Genomic DNA, 19,667 nt, shown 5'->3' with positions numbered 1-19,667 from the left:
CTGCCACAACCGGCGATAGCGCGAACGGCCCATCCGGCAAGGGTGCGGCAGCAACGGAAGTTCCGGCATGTCCGACAATCTGAAGGGCGCGGCCCTTTCTCTGGCCGCCTTTGGGGCCTATGCCACGCATGACGTGGTGGTGAAGCTTCTGGGCGAGGATTACACCGCCTTTCAGATCATGTTCTTTTCCGGCCTGATGGGCTTTCCGCTGGTCACGATGATGCTGATGGGTGACCGGCGGGACGGGACGCTGATCCCCCGCCATCCCTGGTGGTCGATCCTGCGGTCGGTTTCGGCGGTAGTGACGGGGGTAATGGGGTTTTTCGCCTTCTCGCAGCTGCCGATGGCCACCTGCTATGCGATCTTCTTCGCCATGCCGCTGCTCATCACGTTGATGGCCATTCCGATGCTGGGCGAGAAGGTTGGCATCCGGCGCGGCATCGCGGTGGTCGTGGGTCTGTGCGGTGTGCTGATCGTGCTGCGTCCGGGCGGGGGCGACGGGTTTTCCATCGGCCATATCGCTGCGCTGGGTGCGGCGATCACCGGTGCGCTGACCAGTGTCATCGTGCGCAAGATCGGGAACGAGGAACGCTCGGCCGTGCTGATGCTTTACCCGATGGTCCTGACCTTCTTTGCCATGGGCGCGGTCATGCCCTTCGTCTATCGGCCCATGCCGGTCGAACACCTGGGCCTGACGGCGGTCATGGCCTTTCTTGGCATGCTGGGGGCCCTGGGCATCATTGCGGCCTATCGCGCCGCACCTGCGGTGATCGTGGCGCCGATGCAGTATTCCCAGATCCTGTGGGCCGCGCTTTACGGCTGGCTGTTCTTCGATGAGGGGGTGGATCTCTACACCGCCATCGGGTCAGCCGTCATCATTGCCAGCGGCATCTACATCGTCCTGCGCGAAGGCAAACCCTCGGTCAGCCGCCACCGCCCGGTGCTGGAGAACCGCTCGCGCATGGACATCGGCACCCAGCCGCGGATTTCCAGCTGGCTGAAGCGTTTCGAACGCGGCAGCGATCAGGTTTGAGGGCTCTTGCCAAAGCCGGGCGGAAGGGGTAACCCGCAGCGCAAGGTCGGAGCGTAGCGCAGTCTGGTAGCGCACCTGCTTCGGGAGCAGGGGGTCGGAGGTTCGAATCCTCTCGCTCCGACCAATTCAGGAAATCCCGACAAGATTTGCGCATTGCCGGTGATTCTGTCGCAGCCAGGGTGCCGTTTTCCGATCGTGCGGCCTGACCTGCGATCCCCCTGCCGGCGTAGCGCGGCACATGGCTTTGCGATTTTGGGGAGCGCTTCCCGTTCCCAAGCCGGCCTCGTGCCTCGGTTCCCGAGGGATGCGGGAAGAACTGCGTCAGCTTGGCCCTCCTGCCAGGTGATCAGGCTGGCAGATTCCGAACCTGGGAGACGACCAAGGAAACAACGTATCGGGGGCGGCCGCGCGTCCCCAATCCGAAAGTTTTCTTTCCTTGCCCGGCCCAAATGTGCACGACTTCGGCGCAGCGCGGTTCTCTTGCACAGATTGCCTGAAAGTCCGATGCGCCTTACCCCGGAAAGACCTGTCCCGCAGCCGGTGTGATGGGTGTTCCGATCGCGGTATTGCCGTTCAGTACGGCCACGCGCACCCGCATGCCTTCCGGATGCGACAACCATTGCTTCCCCGGCTTCCGTCAGGCCGGTGGCGCGCGGTTCCGGCGCCCGGGTCTTCCTGTGCTCGACCGTAGCGCGGCTGCGCCACTGGGCGACCGTGTTCGGATATGCGCCGGGCGGGCGGCTCTGCCGCGAAAGACAAGCCTGCGATCGCTGATTTGCGGCGCTGCGTCCAAACGTGGTTGTGGCGCACGCTTGTTCTCTGTGGCGGGCGTGCCGAAGATGTCGGTGATCGCCTTCGCCGCCATTGCGCCGACGGCGTGGTCGAGCGCAAGACGCATCAGGCAAGCCGGATCAACCTCCAGCGCCTTTGCGATCGAGGGCACAGGGTCAAGGGGCACCCTGTTCCGACCATTCTTCAGGAAGGTCACCATGTTCGCGTTCGGAAAGCTGGCCTCGCTGGCGATCGCGGCCCGGGTCTTCCTGTGCGCGAGGTTGCAGATACGGTCGGCGCAATCGCTTCCTGCCCTGAGCGTCAGAGTGACGGTGGGCGTCTGTCCGGATGCGCCAAAACCAGCCGCAGTTGCCGGTGAAGGCCGCGGTCGGGTCGCCAATAGCCTCGGGCACGGCGCGGCCCCGTTCCTGGCTGAAGCCATTCCCGCCGCCGTCGCCATGAAAGTCACTGTTCACGCCGCTGCCCTTTGTTGTCCAGGCGAAGTGGGCGACTTGGTCCTCCTTCATGGTGTGCTTCACCTGGATCCCCTCACCGGGGTTCAGGGCGTATCTCTGAACGCGGGCCCCCATCATGCACATGCTGCGGTGATCGACGACCCCCACCGGCAGTGGCTGAAGTGTGCGGATCAGCTTGGAGCCAGCGCGCGTGACGCCAGGCGTCCGCTTGCCAGTCTGAGCAAAGCCGTCCGACAGGCCATCGTGGTCGGTTCAGAGCAGCTTCGGCCCGATTGACACAGATCATGTTTTGCCTGCGCCGCCCGTGTTTGATTATCGAAATCGTCCCAAAGGCTTTGAAGGAGGATTCAACATGCGAAGCCTGGTCGCTCTGATGGTGGCTTCCTCGACATTCGGGCTCTCCGGGTGTGTCGGGGACAGAACCCTTGATCGCGCGGTGGTCGGCGCTGCAATCGGTTGCGCAGCAGGGGAAGTTCTGGTTGACGGCCGGTGTGTGGAAGGTGCCATCGTCGGCGCGGGCGTCGGCGTCCTGACGAAATAGGCAGGCAGCAGCCCCGAACCGGAACGTCAGCGATGCGCGCAAGCCGTCCTTGGTTCTGACCGCGGCCAAAATCCGTATTGCGGCCCGATGCCTTCGGTTTCGCGAAGGCGGAGGATGGCGGCCCTGGCCTCGTTGCTCGCTATGGTGTGCGGCATTGCCTGCGACCGAGGTGCCGCTGCGGCCCTTTGACGTGGTGGGGCTGCCCGCCTTGCCCGCGCTCTTCCGGGACGAGAACCCGTCGGGGGAAGTCATGAAGGCTGCTGCCAATCTGGAGGCACTCGGCCCTTCGGTGATGGTTTATGAGCTTGCCAGTACCGGGCCTTGCCCTGCACCGAGGAAGTGGCCGTGTTTCCACGTCTTCTCGCGCATCGTGGCCGAAACGAGGGGGCATTCATCGTCATGGATACTGCGCCGGCCGGGCATACGCTGCGTCTTCTGGCGCGACAGGTGCCTGTCACCGCCAGATGACGCAGGACATGGGATCGGTTCAACGCGGGATAGGATCCCCCACTGACGCGACCCGAGGATCCAGATTACATGAAGGTCGTTCTTGTGGCCTTGCCGGAGACGACGCCGGTCACCGAGGCTGCGAGACTGCGGGAAGACCTCCGCCGTGCGAAGATCTGGCCTGCGGCCTGGGTAGTAAGCCGGTCGCTGGTGCAGACGGGCATGCAGACGCGCTGCTGCAAAGGCGGATCGGTGGAGAGACGGTTCAGATCGAACGCATCTGCAGCGGACTGGCACGGCGTGTTTCTGCTGCCGTTCCTGGCAGAACCACCGGTCGGCATTGCGAGATTGCTGGCTTTGACCTGACGTTGCCTCAGGCTGGCAGGCGGACCACGCCCGCAAGACACCAGTCGGCAACCGCCTCGGCATTGGTCGGCAGGCCCTGAATCTCTTCCTCGACGAAGGACAGGAGCGCCGCAAGGTTGAGACCGTTCACCCCGACCAGAACGGGCAGGCTGCGGTGCAGGGCTTCGGCAATCACCGGGGTCAGCCCCCTGCCTTCGGCCTCGCGCTTGCCGAACTTGTTGACGATCAGGATGTCCGCGCCGTCCAGCCTGCGCTCGACCTCGTGGACGGCCTGTTCCAGCGCACCACTATCAAGAATGCAGCCGCGCGCCAGATCGCCGCGGTCCTCGCTGATGCGCAAGGTGGGGCCATCGGGCAAAACCCGCAGGTCCATGTCGCATTTCCGGCGGTCGGGCCGTTCGTGATTGGATTGCACGGTTCCCGCAAGCCGCACCCCTTGGGCAGCCAGCCGGTCCGCAACCTCGGCGATCAGCTGGTCGGTGCGACCCCTGCCTTGCAGGCTGACATAGGCGATGCGCATCCATCCCTCCCCGTCGAAATGGCCCGCCCGAGGAACCCGGGCGGGCCTGATCTTCAAAGCTCGACTTCCCAGGACTTGTAGGACACCGCCGCCGAGGCCGGGGTGGCATCCGAGATCTTGCGGATGTTGGCCCAGGTCGCCTTGTAGTTCGGCAGGATCAGCTCGTTCACGCCCGCGTTCACGATGTTGCCCTGCGCCCCGTTCGGTGCGCCGAAGACCATGAAGGTCTCGTTGCGCTTGGCGGTCGGTTCCGGGTAGGCCAGCGCCTGCGTGGCGCCGACATCGTTGTAGACCTCGACCATGTCACCCGGCTTGATGCCCAGTTCGGCCATGTCCTCGGGGTTGATCTGGATGAACGGCACCGGGAAGCGGTCCATCACGAACTCGTTGCCCTGGTCGAGGAACCAGTTCTGCCAGTTCATGTTGGCGCGGCCGTTGTTGATGAAGAAGCGGTGGTTGGCCTGCTGCTGGGCCTTGCCCGGAGCCTGCCAGCCGCGCCATTCGCCCATGCAGAACAGGGCCTTGCCGTCCTCGCGCCCATGACGGGTGAAGACACCGTCCTCGTAAAGCCGGTTGGTCCCCACCAGCTTGCCGTCGGCAAAGCCCACGACCGGCTCCAGCACGCCGTTGTTGCCCATGGCGCGCAGACGGTCGTAGGTCACCTCGGGGTTGGCCTGGTGGTAGCCGTCCATGAAGGCGTCTTCCTCGGTTTTCCAGTCAAAGCCCTTGAACTGGTCGGCATAGTCGTTGCGCCCCTCCTCGCGCAGGACGCGCTCCAGCGCCTGGGCCATGCCGGCCGCGATCAGGCAGTCGGGCCTGGCCGAGCCGGGCGGGTCCATGTATTTCTCGGTCAGGCGCAGTCGGCGTTCCCCGTTCATCGAGGTCAGGTTCATCTCGCCGGATTCGACCGCCGGCAGGATGACATGGGCGGCCTGGCCGATCTGGCTGTGGATGATGTCCACATTGACCGAGAAGATGCCGCCCGCGTTGATCGCGGCCACGATGGCATCGACCAGCTCCTCGCGCGTGGCCCCGGCGCGGGCGTCCATGGCTTCCTTCACCATGTTGGACCGGCGGTTGTAGACGCGCTTGAACTCGGCCGCGTTCAGCGTGGTCTTGTAGTGGTCGTTGGCCCAGATGTGGTGCACCTTGCCGCCGCCCGCGATGATGAGCTGGTCGATGTAGGGCGCCGGGCGCCCCACATGGGCGTCGGAGGGCCGGTAGTAACCTTCCTGGTGACCGCCCAGACGGCAGCAGCCGCCGCCTTCGCGACCGACGTTGCCGGTGGCCAGCGCGATGTTCAGGAGCGACCCGATGGCACGATAGTTGTCGTTGCCCCAGATGATGCCCTTTTCATAGCCGGTCACGCACTTGCGGCGGCTGCCATCCTCCTTCGGCTTGGCGATCCATTCCGCGGCCTGGATGATCTGTGCCTCGGTCAGGCCCGTGGCGGCTGCACCGTCGGCCAGGCTCATTCTGCAGGCAGCCCGCGCGGCCTCATACGAGCCGAGCGCGGCGGGATGGGCGCTGTCGGCGGGCACCGCCACGTCGCCCTGGAAGGTGGACTTGGCGATGAAGTCGGCATCCACCCAGCCCTGGTCGGCAATGTAGGTGAACAGCGTGTTGTGCAGCGCCACGTCCGAGCCGGGCTTGATCGCCAGGTGCAGCACGTTTTCGGCCCCCGCCACCTGTTCACAGCTGTCCACTGTCACGGTGCGTCGCGGGTCCGAGATGACGACCTTCGCTCCGTTCTGCATCCCCTTGACCATGTGGTTCAGGAACAGGTTGGTCTGGCATTCCATCGGGTTGGTGCCGACAAGGAAGATGGTGTCGGTCACCTCGTAGTCGGCATAGTTGTAGTTCAGCTCGTCCACGCCCATGTCGCGGCTGGAATGGACCTCGGAATTGTAGGCCGGGCGGTTGTGGATGCGGCAGTGCTTCACCTTCATCGACTGGAAGTAAAGCTTGCCGGTGCCCCAGGTGTTCTCATACCCGCCGGCGCTTCCGCCATGGTCGAACATCGAGACGTAGAGGTCGTCCTCGTTGTCCTTGTCGATCACCCGGGCGGTGACGCGGGCCACGAGGTCCAGCGCATCGTCCCAGCTGGTCGGCTGCCAGGTGCCGTAACGCCAGACCAGCGGGTCGGTCAGGCGCTGCTGCTGCGTGCCCAGGATGTCGGAGCGGCGGTTCTCGGCCATCCGCGCCCCGCGGATAGACCCAAGGCCCGAGTTCACCTCGCAGGCCACATCCGGCTTGATCACCAGGTGCACGTCGCGGCCGTTCTGCTTGACCACGTTGTACATCGAGGGCGCATACCAGGCCTTGGTATCGGCACCCTGCTGCTTGGACAGATCCTCGCCGATCCAGTTGCTGTCGGTCGTGCCCTGGGTCTTCAACGGCCAGGTGTAGGCCTTGTAGCCGCATCCGACGATGCAGTAGTGGCAGGTCACGTTATGTTCCGTGGCGCCCGCGGGAATGATCGGCAGGCGGTCGATGTTGCGTTTGTAAGCCATGATCGCCCCCTTACCCTTGCAGCACGTTGGAAAGACGGCCGTAGATCAGCTCGTCCGCGCCTTCGGCATAGATGTCGCCCTTGTCGTCCACGCGCAGCGCGAACTGCGGCAGGTTCTGGGTCGCATGACCCCAGACCTGCTGGCCGCCCTTCTCGCAATCGAAACGGCTGAAGTGGCCCGGACAATTCAGGGTTTTGTCCGCGGCGTGGTAGCTCATGTAAAAGCCCTTGTGCGGGCACAGGACCGAAAAGGCGACTATGTCGCCATCGGGCCCGGCGCCGCCTTCCACCGCGGTGCCGAGTTTCAGCAGGATGCCGGGGCTGTCGGCGTCAGGATAGCCAATGTCCATCGGCTCGTTCACCTTCAGATCGGCGATGTTCGCCAGCTTGCTGGACGGGTAGTCCACGAGTGCCCGCGCTGTTTGCGCCTGGGCCTGCGCTGCGGGCATGACTGTTGCCGCGGCAGCCCCTGCGGCGCCCAGAACACCGCCGCGCAGGAACTGGCGTCGGCCGACATCGACCAGACGATTGCATTTCATGGTGGCTACCCTCCCTTGGCTCCCTGTCGTCCAAGGATACCGCGGGCAAGCAGTGGCGGGGATGGCCTTTACGGGGCTGCCGCAATGCAGCAAAATATCGTAATTGATAACTATTTTTTGGTGTTCGGATTTCCGAACATGGTGCGAGGGTCAGAGGCCCAGCTTCTGCATCTTTTCCCACAGTGTCGTCCGCGACACCCGCAGAAGCCGCGCCGCTTCGCCGACCTGCCCCCGAGTCCGGTCCAGTGCGGCCATTATTTGTGCCCTCTCGGCGCCATCGCGCACTTCGGAAAGGGGCCGCATCGCCTCGTCCACCGCGCGTTCCGGGAAAAGGTCAGCGGTCATCACCATGCTGCCTTCAGCCGCCTCGACCGCTCGTATCAGCCGGGCGCGCAGTTCGCGTCCGTTGCCCGGCCAGTCGTGGGCGCGGATCGCTTCTTCGGCACTGGCTGCGATCCCGGTCAACGGCTCCTTGCGGCGCGCGTTCAAGCCGGGAAACAGCTGGGCTGCCAGCCAGACCGCATCGTCAGGCCGGTCCGCAAGCGGCGGCACGACGATCTCGTGTGAGCGCAGGAGGGAAAGAAGATCGTCGCGCAAACCCTGCGCATCCCGGTCGCCGTGCGGACCGAGGGTCGCGATCAATCGTAAGCGGGGGGCGGCAAGCAAGGCAATCAGCGCGTCCTGCGCAGTGGCGTCCAGCTTTCCAATCCCGATGACGACGAGCGTGCCCTCGCCAACATTGGCGACGGCCTTCTCCAGTTCTGAAGCGCCGACGCGGTCGCGAAATGCGTTGCAGACGATGATTGACGCGGCCCGGCGCTCGGACAGATCATGAACGCGACGGGCGAGGTGCAGCTTTCCCAACCCTTGCGCCCCCCGGATCAGCAGGGGCGTGTCCCGTGCCGCTGCCTCGCATATCTGGCGGTCCACGGTGCGCGCGGCGGCCGTGATGCCGGTTTCGGTCAGCATCTCCTGGTCGGCACGGGGCCGCATGACGGTAGCCAGGCGGGTCAGGAACGTCGCGATGTCGAAAGGCTTGGCAATGTAGTCCGCCGCGCCCGACCGGATCAAGCGCACCGCTTGGTCGATCCCGCCCTGTCCGGTGATGAACAGGAACGGCGGCGGGTGCGAGGTGCGGGTCAGCGTGTCGTAAAGCTCCTCTCCCGTACCGTCGGGCAGGCGAATGTCGCAGATCACGGCATCGAGACTCTTGCGAGGTGTGCGGATTGCCGGCAGTGCGCGGGCTATCTGGCGGTGCCACTGCACCTCGGCGCCTTCCAGCGTAAGTCGCTGGACAAGAGAAGCCCCCATGATCTCGTCATCTTCGACCAGAACGATACGGCGGCCTTCAAGCATGACCAACACCCATCATTGGCAGGGCGACGCGGATCATCGTCCGCCCGTCGGCCCGATCATGGTGCAGCGTGCCGCCAAGTTCCGACACGATGTCATGCACCAGCCGCAGTCCGACGCCGCCGCCCGGAGGCAGTGGCCCCGAGGCAAGAAGCCGTCGGAGGTCGGCTTCGCTCATCGCGCTGCCGGTGTTGCTGACCAGGATGCACAGCCGGTCCATGTCATTGCTGACCCTGAGGCCGACCTGCCCGTTCGGCCCGGCCGCAGCTGCGGCGTTCAAGAGGAGGTTCAGTGCCACCTGCCGCACCGGTGCAGCGGGCTGGCTGGTAAGGGCAGCAGCTCCGGCCTGAACCTCCCATGCCAGCGCCAGATTGCGGCGGTGCGCCTCGGGCTCGAACAGGAGGCGCAGATCCTCGAAGTCTTCCGGCCGCAAGACTTGCCCGGCGCGGTCCAAGCGGTTCTGATCCAGCATCGCCCGCGTGACATCGCGCAGATGCGCCAGACCGCGTTGCATCAGTTCCGCCGATTGTCGGACCACATCCGGCCGGTCGGCATAGGTTCGGATCGTGTCGGCGGTGTTCAAGAGACCGCCCAAGGGGTTGTTCACCTCATGCGCCAGGGCCGAGGAAAGACGCCCAAGACTGACGAAGCGTTCGCGGTCAGCAAGACGACGTTCGGCTTCGGCCCGTTCTTCGACGGCGGTAGTCATCTGGTTGTAGGTCTCGATCAGGCGCGCAAGGCCAGGATCGCCATGGGGTATCTCGGCCGTAGGGATCGGGCGTGGTGCCCCGCCCGAGGCATCCATCGCCTGCGCAAGGGCGCCCACCGGCCGAAGGATGTGCGCAACAGCAAGCCAGCCGCCAAAGGCCAGCAGTGCTGTCGCCATCGCATTGCCCAACAGAAGCCACAGCGTCATCTGCCACCGCTCGGCCAGAAGGTCCGTCACATCCAGTTCGGTGACGATCCCTCCGACGGTGCGACCCTGATACTGCAGTGGAGCGCTGACTCGCAGGACCGGATCCCCGGTCATCCGCACGGCTTCCGGGGCCACGGCACCGTCGCCGAAGGCCGCAGCATCCACGCCCACAGGTGCGCGGCGTGGGTCGGTGGCCGCAAGAACCAGGCCGCGTTCGTCAGCCACGACTGTCAGTAGCAAGCGCTGCCCGTCACTGGCCTGGCGCGCGCGGTCGAGGATATCGTAAACCTCCCAAACGTCTTGCCGCAGGACGGAAGGCCCCAGTGCGACCGAAAGTCCCTCGACATGCAGCCGGGCAGTTTCGGACATACGGGCATCCTGCACCCGGTCCAGCGCACCCAGCACACTTTGACTTGCCACCAGGCCAAGGACGATCATCAGCGCCGCCGTTATCAGTGGCACCCGCAAGGTAACCGGCATGTTGCGAAAGGGCTGCATTGCGATCATCCGCCCGCCAGGGCAGCCATGCGGACGGCGATGCCGTCGAACAGCGCACGGTTTGCCGGGACAACCGCATCAAGGAACAGCAGGCGCAGAACCTCCTGGCCCTTGTCCGCCGTCGCCAGGCCCTGCAGGGCAGCCATGCAGGCAGTGATCCGGATCTCTTCCATCCGGTCGCTGCGTGCAACAAAGGGTGGAAAGCCCAGCTCCTCGGACCGTGAAATCACACGTGTGCGTGCTGTCAGGTCGGGCTCGACGCTGTTCAGGACTTCCCAGACATAGCCATCGACGCTGCCCGAGCGTGTCAGTCCTCCAGCAACCGCGCGCACGACATTGCGATGCCCGTAGGTAAAGATCGAACGTGAAAAGAACCCGTCGGGCGAGGCGCCGATCCGGGCAAGGTCCGACGCGGTGACAAGGCAGCCGGAATTGCTGTCCGGGTCCGAAAAGGCATGCGTCCCACCCTTCAGATCGGCCAGACTGGCCGCGTCATCGTCGGCGGCGACGATCAGGTAGGACTGATAGAGCGGTGCGCCCCGCCAGACCGGCACCCCGAGCAAGGACAGTTGATCGCGGTGCTGAAGGTAGGGATAGCCGCAGGTCCAGGCCGCATCGACCGATCCATCCAGCAAGGCACCTGTGATCTCTTGATAGGTCCGCCGCTGGACCAGTTCGATCTCGCTTGCCATCGCCTCGGCCAAAGCAGTGCGGAGCGCAGAAATCACCGCGGCGTCGTTGTCCAGAAAGACCGGCGTCAGGGCAAAGCGGAAAGGCACATTGCCCTGCGCACGAACCATGGGTGCCGCGCAGAATGCCGCGCCCGCTAGCATTGCACTTCGCCGGGTGTGCACTCCGTCCTCCGCAAATCTCGGGGTCGCACCTCTCAGTGCCCTTGGCAGCAGGGATCTTGATCCTTGCAAGATGATCCGTCAAATCGGACTTCGACGGTGCTGATGCCTGCACAAGATCCAAAGGGGGCCGTAACGTCTGATGCAGACACCGTTGCGGCGCTGGCCCGTCCGGACCGTAGCCGTGTCTTGCAAGCGGGCAGGGATCGATATTCTGCCCATCAAGCCGGCTTATTCCTCGGGTTGCTGTTGACGGTTGTGCTGCTTTCCGGGTTCCAGGGGCCGGTCATCATTGCCCATCCGCTGCTGATTGCCCCGATCGCTGTGCCGATCATCATCCAGTCCTGCGGCATCGTCGCGCTTGGCTATGCTTGGGCGCTTGCGTGGAAAGTGCCCCACAAGATGGCAGCGGCCTGCGCATTGATCGGCGCATCGCGTTTCTTCGAACTGGTGGTTGCGGTGGCTGCCGGGCTTTTCGGGCTGCACTCCGGCGCGGCTTTGGCCATCGTGGCCGGCTTGCTGGTCGAAGTGCCGGTGATGCTGTCGCTTGTGGCCTTTGCCAGCCGCACCGGGTCTGTTGCACAGATCCTGCGAGGGAGTCATCTTGTGAATCCAGCGTGATAGCGGATTGGCACAGCAGACCTACACCACCGACGCACAAGACCCGGCGCTGGCCGAGCTATCGAGCCATTGAGGCGCCATCGGCTCGAGCCCAAAGGCGATGGACGCGCTGAAGCGCCGCGTCGCCGACGATCTGGTTGGATCCAGCCATGCCGCGGGAGGCGGAGCCGACGGGTATCTTGTCTGGTTGACGTTGAGGGCGTCGTGAGGCGGCGCCAGCTTCGTCGATGCAACTGAAGTCTCTGGCGCAGCAAGTGCAAGCTGACGCTGAAAACCTGCGACTGCCCCGGGCAAGAGCGTCAAAGCAGCCCACCGCCCGCCACCCAGCGGAGAGGTCAACTCCGAACGGCCGACAAGTTCGACCTCACTCTGGCATGTGTTCCGGCACAGAAAACAGCGCCACCCCTTGAGTTCAGGGGGGTCTTGCGCATCACGATCTTGAGGGGTGGTTTGGTGAGAGGCTGGACAACGACCCAAGCGGGGCTCGTTACGGCTGCTTCCTTCCGGACCTGACCGGGTTGGCGAGGCGCTTGCCCGCGCCAACCTCTCGCTTGTGCATATAGGCCAGCGGCGGGGGCGGCGCAAGGTCGGCTTCGGGATGGGGCCGCGGGTGGCCGGAGCATTTGTGCAGTACGGTGACCTGCCGGCCAGGGTCGGGGTCACCCCGGGCGGCCGGCGGGGGCCTGTCCGGCGCCTGTATCCGCCTGCCCGGATCGTCATGCCTTCGTTCAGAACAGCAAGACCGTGGCCTGGTCCGTCCCTGTGCATTAACCTGCCGCCGAAAGGGGGTGGCCCATGTCCCGACTCATCCGTATCGACTGGCCCGACAACGGCACGCCAGACCTGCCGCCAGCCCTGAGCCTTGCGGAATGCGAGGCGCGGCTGGCATCGCTGCGCGCAGCGGCTGCGGCAGCAGGCCATGACGTGATCGTGATATATGCAGACCGCGAACATGCCGCGAACCTGCACTGGCTGACGGGGTTCGATCCCCGCTTCGAGGAGGCCGTTCTGGTCGTCACCCCCGGTGATGCGCTTCTGCTGGCCGGGAACGAATGTCTGGCCTATACGTCGGTTTCTCCGCTGGTGCGTGCCGGGCTGGTGCGCGTCGGGCATTGCGCCAGCCTGTCGCTGCCGTCGCAGCCCCGGGCTGGGCGGCGGCTTGTCGATTGGCTGGCCGACATGCTGGGCACCGATGATCGGGTCGGGGCGGTCGGCTGGAAATGGTTCGGCGAGGATGAGGTGGACGATCCCGCCGGCACCCTTGATCTTCCGGCCTTTCTGGCCGATCCCTTGCGCCTCCTTGCCGGCCGGGTTGAGAATGCGACCCCTCTGATGATGCACCCGGTGCATGGGCTGCGGGCCCGCGTTGATGCCGTCGGCATTGCGCGGCTCGAATTCGCCAATCACATGGCTGCCGCCGCGCTGAAGCGGCTGGTCTTTGGCCTGCGCGAAGGAATGACCGATTTCCAGGCCATCGAAGCCGCGCGGCTTGGCGGGCTGCCGCTGGGATGCCATGCGACCTTTGCAGTGGGAGAAGCGCCGGGCCTCTGTGGCCCGTCGGGTGCCCATCTGACCCCCGGCCAGCCTGTCAGCTTCAACATCTGTCACTGGGGCGCGAACATCTGCCGGGCAGGCTGGCTGGCACGGTCGGCGGCGGATCTGCCCGCCACGGCACGCGATTATGTCCAGACTTTCGTCGAACCCTACGTCACCGCCATGTCCGACTGGTGCGCCCTGATGCGCCCCGGTGTCTGCGGCGGATACGTCTGGTCGCACATGATGGCAGCACTGCCGGCCGAGACCTTCGGCATAACGTTGAACCCCGGCCATCTGATCGGGTTGGACGAGTGGATTTCCTCGCCGATCCGCGAGGGTTCGACCGATCCGCTGGCCAGCGGCATGGCCATGCAGATGGACGTGATCCCGGCGCATCCCGTCTATGGCTCCACGCGGATGGAGGACGGCTATGTCATCGCCGACGACACCCTGCGCGCAACGTTGGAGCGCGACTTCCCCGACGTTGCCCGGCGTTGCGCGGCACGTGCAAGCTTCATGCGAGAGGTCGTCGGCATGGATGTGCCGGACACCCTGCTGCCCCTTGCCGACACTTGCGGGATCGTGGCGCCCTATCTCTTCGATCCGGCGCAGATCGTGATCTGCTGACCGCCTGCACGGGCAGGCCGGCCTTCGCGAATACGGGTCGCAAAACGGCCTGTGCTAGGGCGGTTCTGCACCCGGCCGGGATGTCAGATAACCCCGGCCATGCGGGCGCCGGTCAGAAGATCGGGTGCCAAGTGGTGCGCCCAGCGGCCCTGGCTTGGCACCACATCGGGCACCTGCACCACGACGCAGCCGGCGCGATAGGCCGCCTCGGCCCCGGTTTCGCTGTCTTCGAACACCAGGCATCGGCCCGGGGCCACGCCAAGCAGCCGGGCCGCCAGCAGATAGGGCTCGGGCGCGGGCTTCGGCGTGGTCACGTCGTCCAGTGTGACGACATGGGCGAAGGCATGGGCAATGCCGGCGAGGTCAAGCTTGCGGTGCGCGCCTTCCCGGCCGGTCGAGGTGACGATTGCCATCGGCTGGCACAGGGCCGCCAGAAGTTCGGCAGCCCCGTGTTTCAATTCCAGCCCGCGATCGACGCCGGCGGAAAAGGCTTCGCGCCAGTGGCGGTTCACGGCTTCCAGGTCGGCATGTGGCAGGGCTGCGCGGATCATCCGCGCCGCGGTGGGTTCGTCCTTGCCGACAAGCGCATGCATGAAGGCTTCGTCCACCGCATGTCCGTGGGCAGCAAAGGCAGCCACGCCCGTGGAAATGGCAATGCTTTCGGTGTCGATCAGCGTTCCGTCCAGGTCGAAGAGCAGCGCGTCAAACATTTCCGGTCTCCAGCACGACCGGTGCAATAGCCCATCAGAGGTGCAGCCGATAGTGGGCAAAACCGTCAGGCCCGGTGCCGATCGGCACCGGGCGATAGGCGGCGATGTCGCCCAGATAGGACGCCGATCCCGGGCCGGCGGTGATGCGCAGGGTCGTCCCGGGCATCGGCAGAAAGTGCCAGGACCGCGCCGGAGGCGCCCCGACGGTGCCCTGCCGGCGGATGTATCCGGCCAGCACGTCCTGTGTCCTGGTGCCGGCTGACAAAACGATTTCGGGCGGGCAACCGGGCCGGACCGAAATCGCCCGGCTGGCCCGGTGATTGTTCGTGACCAGCACCACCGGCTGGTCCGGGTCCAGCGGAAGGCCATCGAGGCGCAGGCCCAGGATCCGGCGCGCCTCCGGGTGGATCAGCCGCCCGTCGGCGTCGAACCTGGCCGGCTGGCTGAGGTCGATGGCATAGGTCAGGGCCGGGATCGTCTCGAAAGTGAAGGAAGGCACGCTTGTATCATGCAGGGGCATGTCGGTATCGCCCGGGGCGATCTGGCGGAACAGGGCGGCGGACTGTTCCAGCCAGTCGGCAATGCAGGCGCCGCGCATCACCATGGCGACAATGGTGTTGGGGAACGTGTAGAGGTCGGACAGGTTGCGTCTTTGCAGGGGGCCGGCCGGGATATCGGTGAAGTTGCCGGCGCCTCCGCGACCGCCCGACCGGAACGGTGTGGCCGAGGCCAGGATCGGTAGGTCCGCCCATCGTGTTCCGGCAAGTGCCTGACGGACATGGTCGGTCTTGGCCACTGCGATCAGATCCAGCGCCGCGCTGGGCGCAGTGGTGGCGAAATGGGTGTGCAGGGGCGTGCGGCTGTGGCCGATGATCCGCCGCGACCAGGCCAGTGCAGCCCGGTGGTCGGCCGAGATCGCCCGGCGCAGCTGGGGGGCGGCAGGCATTGCCCCTGCCGATCCTTCCACGAGCCTTGCCGAAGCCGCTGTCACGCGCCAGCGTCGGCGGCCTTCGATTGCGCGAGCGAGCGTAAGGTCGATGATCCCGACATGGCTGCCGCAATGGCCCGGCATCACCGCCGGTTTGCCCGCAAGCAAGCCCCGCACCGGATCGACCGCTGCCGCGGCTGCGACTGCCGGCCCTGGAAATTCCACATGACTATGGCCGGCAATCACCGCGTCGATGTCTGGCAGGGCCGCCAGGGCGGTTGCAGCGTTTTCCATCCCCTCGACCGCATCCAACGGGCCGATTCCCGAATGGGCCAGCGCCACGATGACATCTGCCCCCCGTGTCCGCAGCCGGGGCAACCAGGCCTGCGCCGCGGCGATGATGTCGCGCATCCGGATCCGCCCGCCCAGATGGTCGCGGTCCCAGATCTCGATCTGGGGCGGGGCAAAACCGATCACACCGATCCGCAGGGTCTGCGCCCGGCCTGATGCGTCGGTCAAGCGCCGCCTCATGATGGTGAAAGGCGGCACGAATGTCCTGTCGCGCGCCGGGCTGCTGCCCAGGCGGGTGACGATATTGGCGGACACGACCGGAAAGTCCGCATGGGACAGGGCAGCGGTCAGGAAGTTCAGACCGTAGTTGAATTCATGATTGCCAAGCGTGACCGCATCATAGCGCAGCGCATTGAAGGCTGTGATCACCGGATGCGGCCGGCGTCTGCGCCGGGCATTGGCAACGTAATCGGCCAGCGGATTGCCTTGCAGAAAGTCGCCGTTGTCGAACAGCAGACTGTTCGGCACCTCGGCGCGGGCGTGCGCGATGACGGCAGCGATACGGGCGAGACTGCGACCCGGCAGCGGCCTGTCATGACAGTAGTCATAGGGCAGAAGGCAGGCATGCAGATCGCTTGTGGCGATCAGCCGCAGGCGGATTTCCGGGGCTTCATCATCCCCGGGAAAGGCTGGCGGACCGACGTCCGGATTCCCCGCCGCATCGTCCAAGATCTTCGAAACCGGCAGGCAATTGCCGACAGACATCGAGCTCATGCTGAACAAGAGCCTTCCACGACAAGGCCGATGACTTTTCTGCTGGACCAGGGCATGCCGGACAATCGATCGCCAATGTGAAACCTGTTGGTTTTTATCGCAAAAGTTGTGTCCTGGTTATGGAGGATCGATGATTTTCAATCCCGGGTTGCTTTTTCGTCGCAATCCTTGACGGGGCCTGCTGCCAATTGGCGCGGCGATCGGGACAATTCTGTTTGTTCCCGCGCGCTGTTCACTGGCAATTCCCGATCCGAACTGGCATTTCAGCACCCGGCGGTTCTGGAGGCCGCACAGGATGAAGATTGCCGAATCTGTAACCTTCGGCGGGTCGGGTCTGGATCGGGCCGCGGCGATCCGCAGGGATCCCCGTCGCCTGTCCAGTGCGCTGGCGTCCGGCACCGTGCTGCCTGTCTGGCGTGGCAAGCCGCTGGTCGGCCCCGGTGACGCGCTTGGCTGGGTGGCCGCGGACCATCCCGCCCTGGCCCATGCTGCTGCGCCGGTGTTCCTTGGGCTTGACGAGGGCAGGGCACGCTTTGCCGCCGACATCTCGGACTGGTCACCCGAAGCCGGCGCCCAGGCTGTCGTTGCGGGGTTCTTCGATCCATCGGTCCAGCACCATCCGGCACTAGGTGATCAGGCAGGCTTCGTCGAACTGCGCGGGGTCATGACCCGGCTTTCAGCCAGGGATGCCGAACTTGCGGCGACGGCCAAGGCGGTGCTTCAGTGGCACCGCAGCCATGGGTTCTGTTCGGCCTGCGGCGCGGCCTCCGACATGGCCGAGGGCGGCTGGCAACGCATCTGCCCCGCCTGCGGCGCGCGGCATTTCCCCCGAACCGATCCGGTGGTCATCATGCTGGTGACCCGGGGAAATTCGGTTCTGCTTGGCCGCAGCCCGGGTTGGCCGGAAGGCATGTATTCGCTGTTGGCAGGCTTTGTCGAGCCCGGCGAGACCATCGAGGCCGCCGTCCGCCGCGAAGTCCTTGAAGAGGCAGGGGTGCGCTGCGGCCCCGTGACCTATCTGGCCAGTCAGCCCTGGCCTTTCCCAGCCTCGCTGATGATCGGTGCGCGGACCGAGGCAATTGACAGTGCCCTGACGCCCGATCCCGAGGAACTCGAGGCCGCGCGATGGGTAACGCGCGAGGATCTGGTCGCGGCCTTCGCGGGCCGGCACCCGCAGATCCGGCCGCCGCGTCCCGGCGCGATTGCGGGCTTCCTCCTGCGCAACTGGCTTGCCGACCGGCTGGATTGACGTAATGGTGATGCCTCTCTGCAACAGGGACATCAGGGAAGCCGAATGAAGCTGACGGCCAGGACCGATATCGCGGCACCGATTGGCTTTGCTTACGCAAGCCTTGCGGACCATTCGGCCTGGGAGCGCGAGGCCGTCCGCCGCGGCGCCGATATCGAGCGTCCGGCCGACATGCCGCTGACCGGTGTTGGCGCAGGCTGGCGCGTGCGTTTCCGCTTTCGCGGCAGGCTGCGCAAGGTCGTGTTGCGCATCGATGAACTGGTCCCGGATGAAAGGATCGCGGTCTCATTCGAGGGGCAGGCGATGTCGGGGACATCGGTGATGGAACTGATGGCGCTGTCACCGGGCCGGACCCGCCTGCGCGTCATGCTTGACGTGAAGCCCAAGACCATCACGGCGCGGCTGTTCATCAACACGCTGCGCCTGGCGAAGGGGCGGGTGACGGCCCGGTTGGAGGCCCGGCTTGCCCAGCTCGCTACCCGGATCCAGGATCGCTATATCCGCAGCAGGGCCGCGTCCGCGCGCGACTGATCCCGCCTAACCGCGTTCCCGGTCGGCCGGATAGACACCCAGAATGCGCACCTCGGTGGTGAAATAGCGCAGTTCCTCCAGCGCAAGGGCAACGTTCGGATCCTCCGGGTGGCCCTCTATATCGGCGTAGAATTCCGTCGCGGTGAAGGTGCCCCCGACCATGTAGCTTTCCAGCTTGGTCATGTTCACGCCGTTGGTCGCAAAGCCCCCCAGCGCCTTGTACAGCGCGGCCGGAATGTTGCGCACGCGGAACGTGAAGGTGGTGATCATCTTGCCGTTGCCGCGGCGGCTGTGGTCGGGCGTGCGCGACATTACCAGGAAGCGGGTGGTGTTGTTCGCCTGATCCTCGATATGCCGCGCCAGCACATCCAGGCCGTAGATTTCGGCCGCCAGTTCGCTGGCCAGCGCCGCGCGGGTCCGGTCGCCAGCCTCTGCCACTTCGCGCGCAGCGCGGGCGTTGTCGCTGCTGACGCGGCCCCTGATGCCATGGGCCTTCAGGAAGCCCGCGCATTGCGGCAGGATCACGACATGACCGTAGGCCTCCTTCACGTCCTCCAGCCGCGCTCCCCTTACCCCCAGAAGATTGACATGCACGCGCACGAAGGCCTCGTCCACGATGTGCAGCCCCGCCTTGGGCAGCAGCGAATGCACGTCGGCCACCCGGCCATAGGTGGAATTCTCGACCGCGAGCATGCCAAGATCGACCTCGCCGCGGGCGACCTTTTCCACGACCTCCTCGAAGGTGGTCGAGGGAACGGGCTCCATGTCGGGGCGCGATTGCTGGCAGGCCTGGTGCGAATAGGCCCCGAGTTCGCCCTGAAATGCGATGCGTCCGGTCATCTGCTGGCGTCTCCGTTCCGAAAAACCCGCGGATAGGGGCGTTTCGTCGCGCGTCTACACCTTGAAACCTGCGGGAGGAAGCGGATAGATAGCGCGCAACTTCAGACCCAAGACAGGTGACCCATGTTCGACACGATGACGATGACCAAGGCGGTGGGCGCGGTCTGCGGCTCGCTTCTGGTGCTCATGCTGGCGGGCTGGGCGGGCGATGCGCTTTACACGGTGGGTCATGGTGGCGGCCATGGCGGCGAGGGGCTGACCCAGGCCTACACGATCGACACCGGTGATGCTGGCGGCTCGAATGCGGAGGCCGAGGCTGCGCCGGATCTGGCAACGCTGATGGCTTCGGCGGACCCGGCGGCAGGCGAAGCCGTCTTCCGCAAGTGCGCCGCCTGCCACAAGCTGGACGGCACCGACGGCGTCGGCCCGCATCTGAATGGTGTCGTCGGCCGCAATCATGCCGCCGTGGCAGGTTTTGCCTATTCGGAAGCGATGGCCGCGAAATCGGCCGAGCCCTGGTCGGAAGAAGCCCTGTTCGAGTTCCTGGCGAACCCCAAGGCTGCGATTCCCGGCACCAAGATGGCCTTTGCCGGCCTGCCGAAGCCCGAGGACCGGGCGAACCTGATCGCCTATCTGGCCGCCAATCCCTGAATCCCGCGCACTGCGCGCGCATCGAAGCCGCCCCTCGGGGCGGCTTTGTCGTTTCGGCCGCCCTGTCCCCGGATGCATTCACGCAA

General features: G+C 65.4%; 16 protein-coding genes, 1 tRNA gene, 1 other RNA gene and 1 pseudogene. 9 read left to right on the top strand and 10 right to left on the bottom strand.

Annotated features, from left to right (window positions below):
- Positions 1–67: 67 nt before the first annotated feature.
- The 4 genes from EYB42_RS03455 (at position 68) to EYB42_RS17795 (ending at position 3,289) form a co-directional block, all read left to right on the top strand.
- Positions 68–1,033, top strand: coding sequence for a DMT family transporter (locus tag EYB42_RS03455; RefSeq protein WP_135448231.1), 966 nt, complete (start codon positions 68–70; stop codon positions 1,031–1,033).
- Positions 1,034–1,080: 47 nt separating this feature from the next.
- Positions 1,081–1,157, top strand: a tRNA-Pro gene (locus tag EYB42_RS03450).
- A gap of 715 nt (positions 1,158–1,872) precedes the next feature.
- Positions 1,873–2,556, top strand: a complete 684-nt coding sequence (locus EYB42_RS03445) for a hypothetical protein (RefSeq protein ID WP_135448229.1) — start codon at positions 1,873–1,875, stop codon at positions 2,554–2,556.
- A 586-nt stretch (positions 2,557–3,142) separates the two neighbouring features.
- Positions 3,143–3,289: an ArsA-related P-loop ATPase gene (locus tag EYB42_RS17795; protein ID WP_135448227.1), complete on the top strand. Its 147-nt coding sequence runs from the start codon at positions 3,143–3,145 to the stop codon at positions 3,287–3,289.
- 352 nt (positions 3,290–3,641) lie between these two features.
- On the opposite strand, the gene EYB42_RS03435 is transcribed toward EYB42_RS17795, so the two are convergent.
- The 6 genes from EYB42_RS03435 to EYB42_RS03410 all read right to left on the bottom strand — a co-directional run bounded on the left by EYB42_RS03435 (position 3,642) and on the right by EYB42_RS03410 (position 10,772).
- Positions 3,642–4,154, bottom strand: a complete 513-nt coding sequence (locus EYB42_RS03435; RefSeq protein WP_135448225.1) for a DUF2478 domain-containing protein — start codon at positions 4,152–4,154, stop codon at positions 3,642–3,644.
- Positions 4,155–4,207: 53 nt separating this feature from the next.
- The gene (locus EYB42_RS03430; protein ID WP_135448223.1) at positions 4,208–6,667 is read right to left on the bottom strand and encodes an arsenate reductase (azurin) large subunit; all 2,460 of its coding nucleotides are present in this window, start codon (positions 6,665–6,667) and stop codon (positions 4,208–4,210) included.
- Between the two features lie 10 nt (positions 6,668–6,677).
- A complete protein-coding gene (locus tag EYB42_RS03425) occupies positions 6,678–7,205 on the bottom strand; it encodes an arsenate reductase (azurin) small subunit (protein ID WP_135448221.1) in 528 nt (175 codons plus the stop codon).
- Positions 7,206–7,355: 150 nt separating this feature from the next.
- On the bottom strand, positions 7,356–8,561 hold the full coding sequence (locus EYB42_RS03420; protein WP_135448219.1) for a sigma-54-dependent transcriptional regulator: 1,206 nt from the start codon (positions 8,559–8,561) through the stop codon (positions 7,356–7,358).
- Positions 8,554–9,972 (bottom strand): ATP-binding protein, encoded by a 1,419-nt coding sequence (locus EYB42_RS03415; RefSeq protein ID WP_135448217.1) that lies wholly within the window; start codon positions 9,970–9,972, stop codon positions 8,554–8,556. The genes EYB42_RS03420 and EYB42_RS03415 overlap by 8 nt, the downstream gene beginning before the upstream one ends.
- A 5-nt stretch (positions 9,973–9,977) precedes the next feature.
- Positions 9,978–10,772 carry a PhnD/SsuA/transferrin family substrate-binding protein gene (locus EYB42_RS03410; RefSeq protein ID WP_240783944.1) on the bottom strand — a complete coding sequence of 265 codons (795 nt, stop codon included), beginning with the start codon at positions 10,770–10,772 and terminating at the stop codon, positions 9,978–9,980.
- A 288-nt stretch (positions 10,773–11,060) separates the two neighbouring features.
- Here EYB42_RS03410 and EYB42_RS03405 point away from each other — a divergent pair.
- A pseudogene (locus EYB42_RS03405) lies at positions 11,061–11,444 on the top strand (arsenic resistance protein); the annotation flags it as partial.
- A gap of 452 nt (positions 11,445–11,896) precedes the next feature.
- Here the strand turns inward: EYB42_RS03405 and ffs are convergent.
- Positions 11,897–11,993, bottom strand: an RNA gene (ffs, locus tag EYB42_RS03400) — signal recognition particle sRNA small type.
- Between the two features lie 246 nt (positions 11,994–12,239).
- On the opposite strand from ffs, the gene EYB42_RS03395 reads away from it, so the two are divergent.
- Entirely contained in the window at positions 12,240–13,607 is a 1,368-nt protein-coding gene (locus EYB42_RS03395; protein WP_135448212.1) for a M24 family metallopeptidase, read from the top strand.
- A gap of 83 nt (positions 13,608–13,690) precedes the next feature.
- On the opposite strand, the gene EYB42_RS03390 is transcribed toward EYB42_RS03395, so the two are convergent.
- Both EYB42_RS03390 and EYB42_RS03385 read right to left on the bottom strand, forming a co-directional pair.
- The gene (locus EYB42_RS03390) at positions 13,691–14,317 is read right to left on the bottom strand and encodes an HAD family hydrolase (protein ID WP_135448210.1); all 627 of its coding nucleotides are present in this window, start codon (positions 14,315–14,317) and stop codon (positions 13,691–13,693) included.
- A gap of 34 nt (positions 14,318–14,351) precedes the next feature.
- Positions 14,352–16,310: a bifunctional 2',3'-cyclic-nucleotide 2'-phosphodiesterase/3'-nucleotidase gene (locus tag EYB42_RS03385; RefSeq protein WP_135448208.1), complete on the bottom strand. Its 1,959-nt coding sequence runs from the start codon at positions 16,308–16,310 to the stop codon at positions 14,352–14,354.
- A 295-nt stretch (positions 16,311–16,605) separates the two neighbouring features.
- Between EYB42_RS03385 and nudC the strand changes: the two genes are divergently transcribed.
- Together nudC and EYB42_RS03375 are read left to right on the top strand one after the other, a co-directional pair.
- Positions 16,606–17,559, top strand: coding sequence for an NAD(+) diphosphatase (gene nudC, locus EYB42_RS03380; RefSeq protein ID WP_135448206.1), 954 nt, complete (start codon positions 16,606–16,608; stop codon positions 17,557–17,559).
- Positions 17,560–17,604: 45 nt separating this feature from the next.
- Positions 17,605–18,090: an SRPBCC family protein gene (locus EYB42_RS03375; RefSeq protein WP_135448204.1), complete on the top strand. Its 486-nt coding sequence runs from the start codon at positions 17,605–17,607 to the stop codon at positions 18,088–18,090.
- A gap of 6 nt (positions 18,091–18,096) precedes the next feature.
- Here the strand turns inward: EYB42_RS03375 and EYB42_RS03370 are convergent, their stop codons facing one another.
- Positions 18,097–18,930, bottom strand: coding sequence for a prephenate dehydratase (locus tag EYB42_RS03370; RefSeq protein ID WP_135448202.1), 834 nt, complete (start codon positions 18,928–18,930; stop codon positions 18,097–18,099).
- A 123-nt stretch (positions 18,931–19,053) separates the two neighbouring features.
- On the opposite strand from EYB42_RS03370, the gene EYB42_RS03365 reads away from it, so the two are divergent.
- Positions 19,054–19,581: a c-type cytochrome gene (locus EYB42_RS03365; RefSeq protein WP_135448200.1), complete on the top strand. Its 528-nt coding sequence runs from the start codon at positions 19,054–19,056 to the stop codon at positions 19,579–19,581.
- The last annotated feature ends 86 nt before the right edge of the window (positions 19,582–19,667 follow it).

The sequence above is a fragment of the Tabrizicola caldifontis genome, assembly GCF_004762095.1.
Classification (GTDB): Bacteria; Pseudomonadota; Alphaproteobacteria; order Rhodobacterales; family Rhodobacteraceae; genus Tabrizicola; species Tabrizicola caldifontis.
Note: the sequence above shows the minus strand (reverse complement) of the source record. Positions and strands in the feature narration are given on the sequence as shown.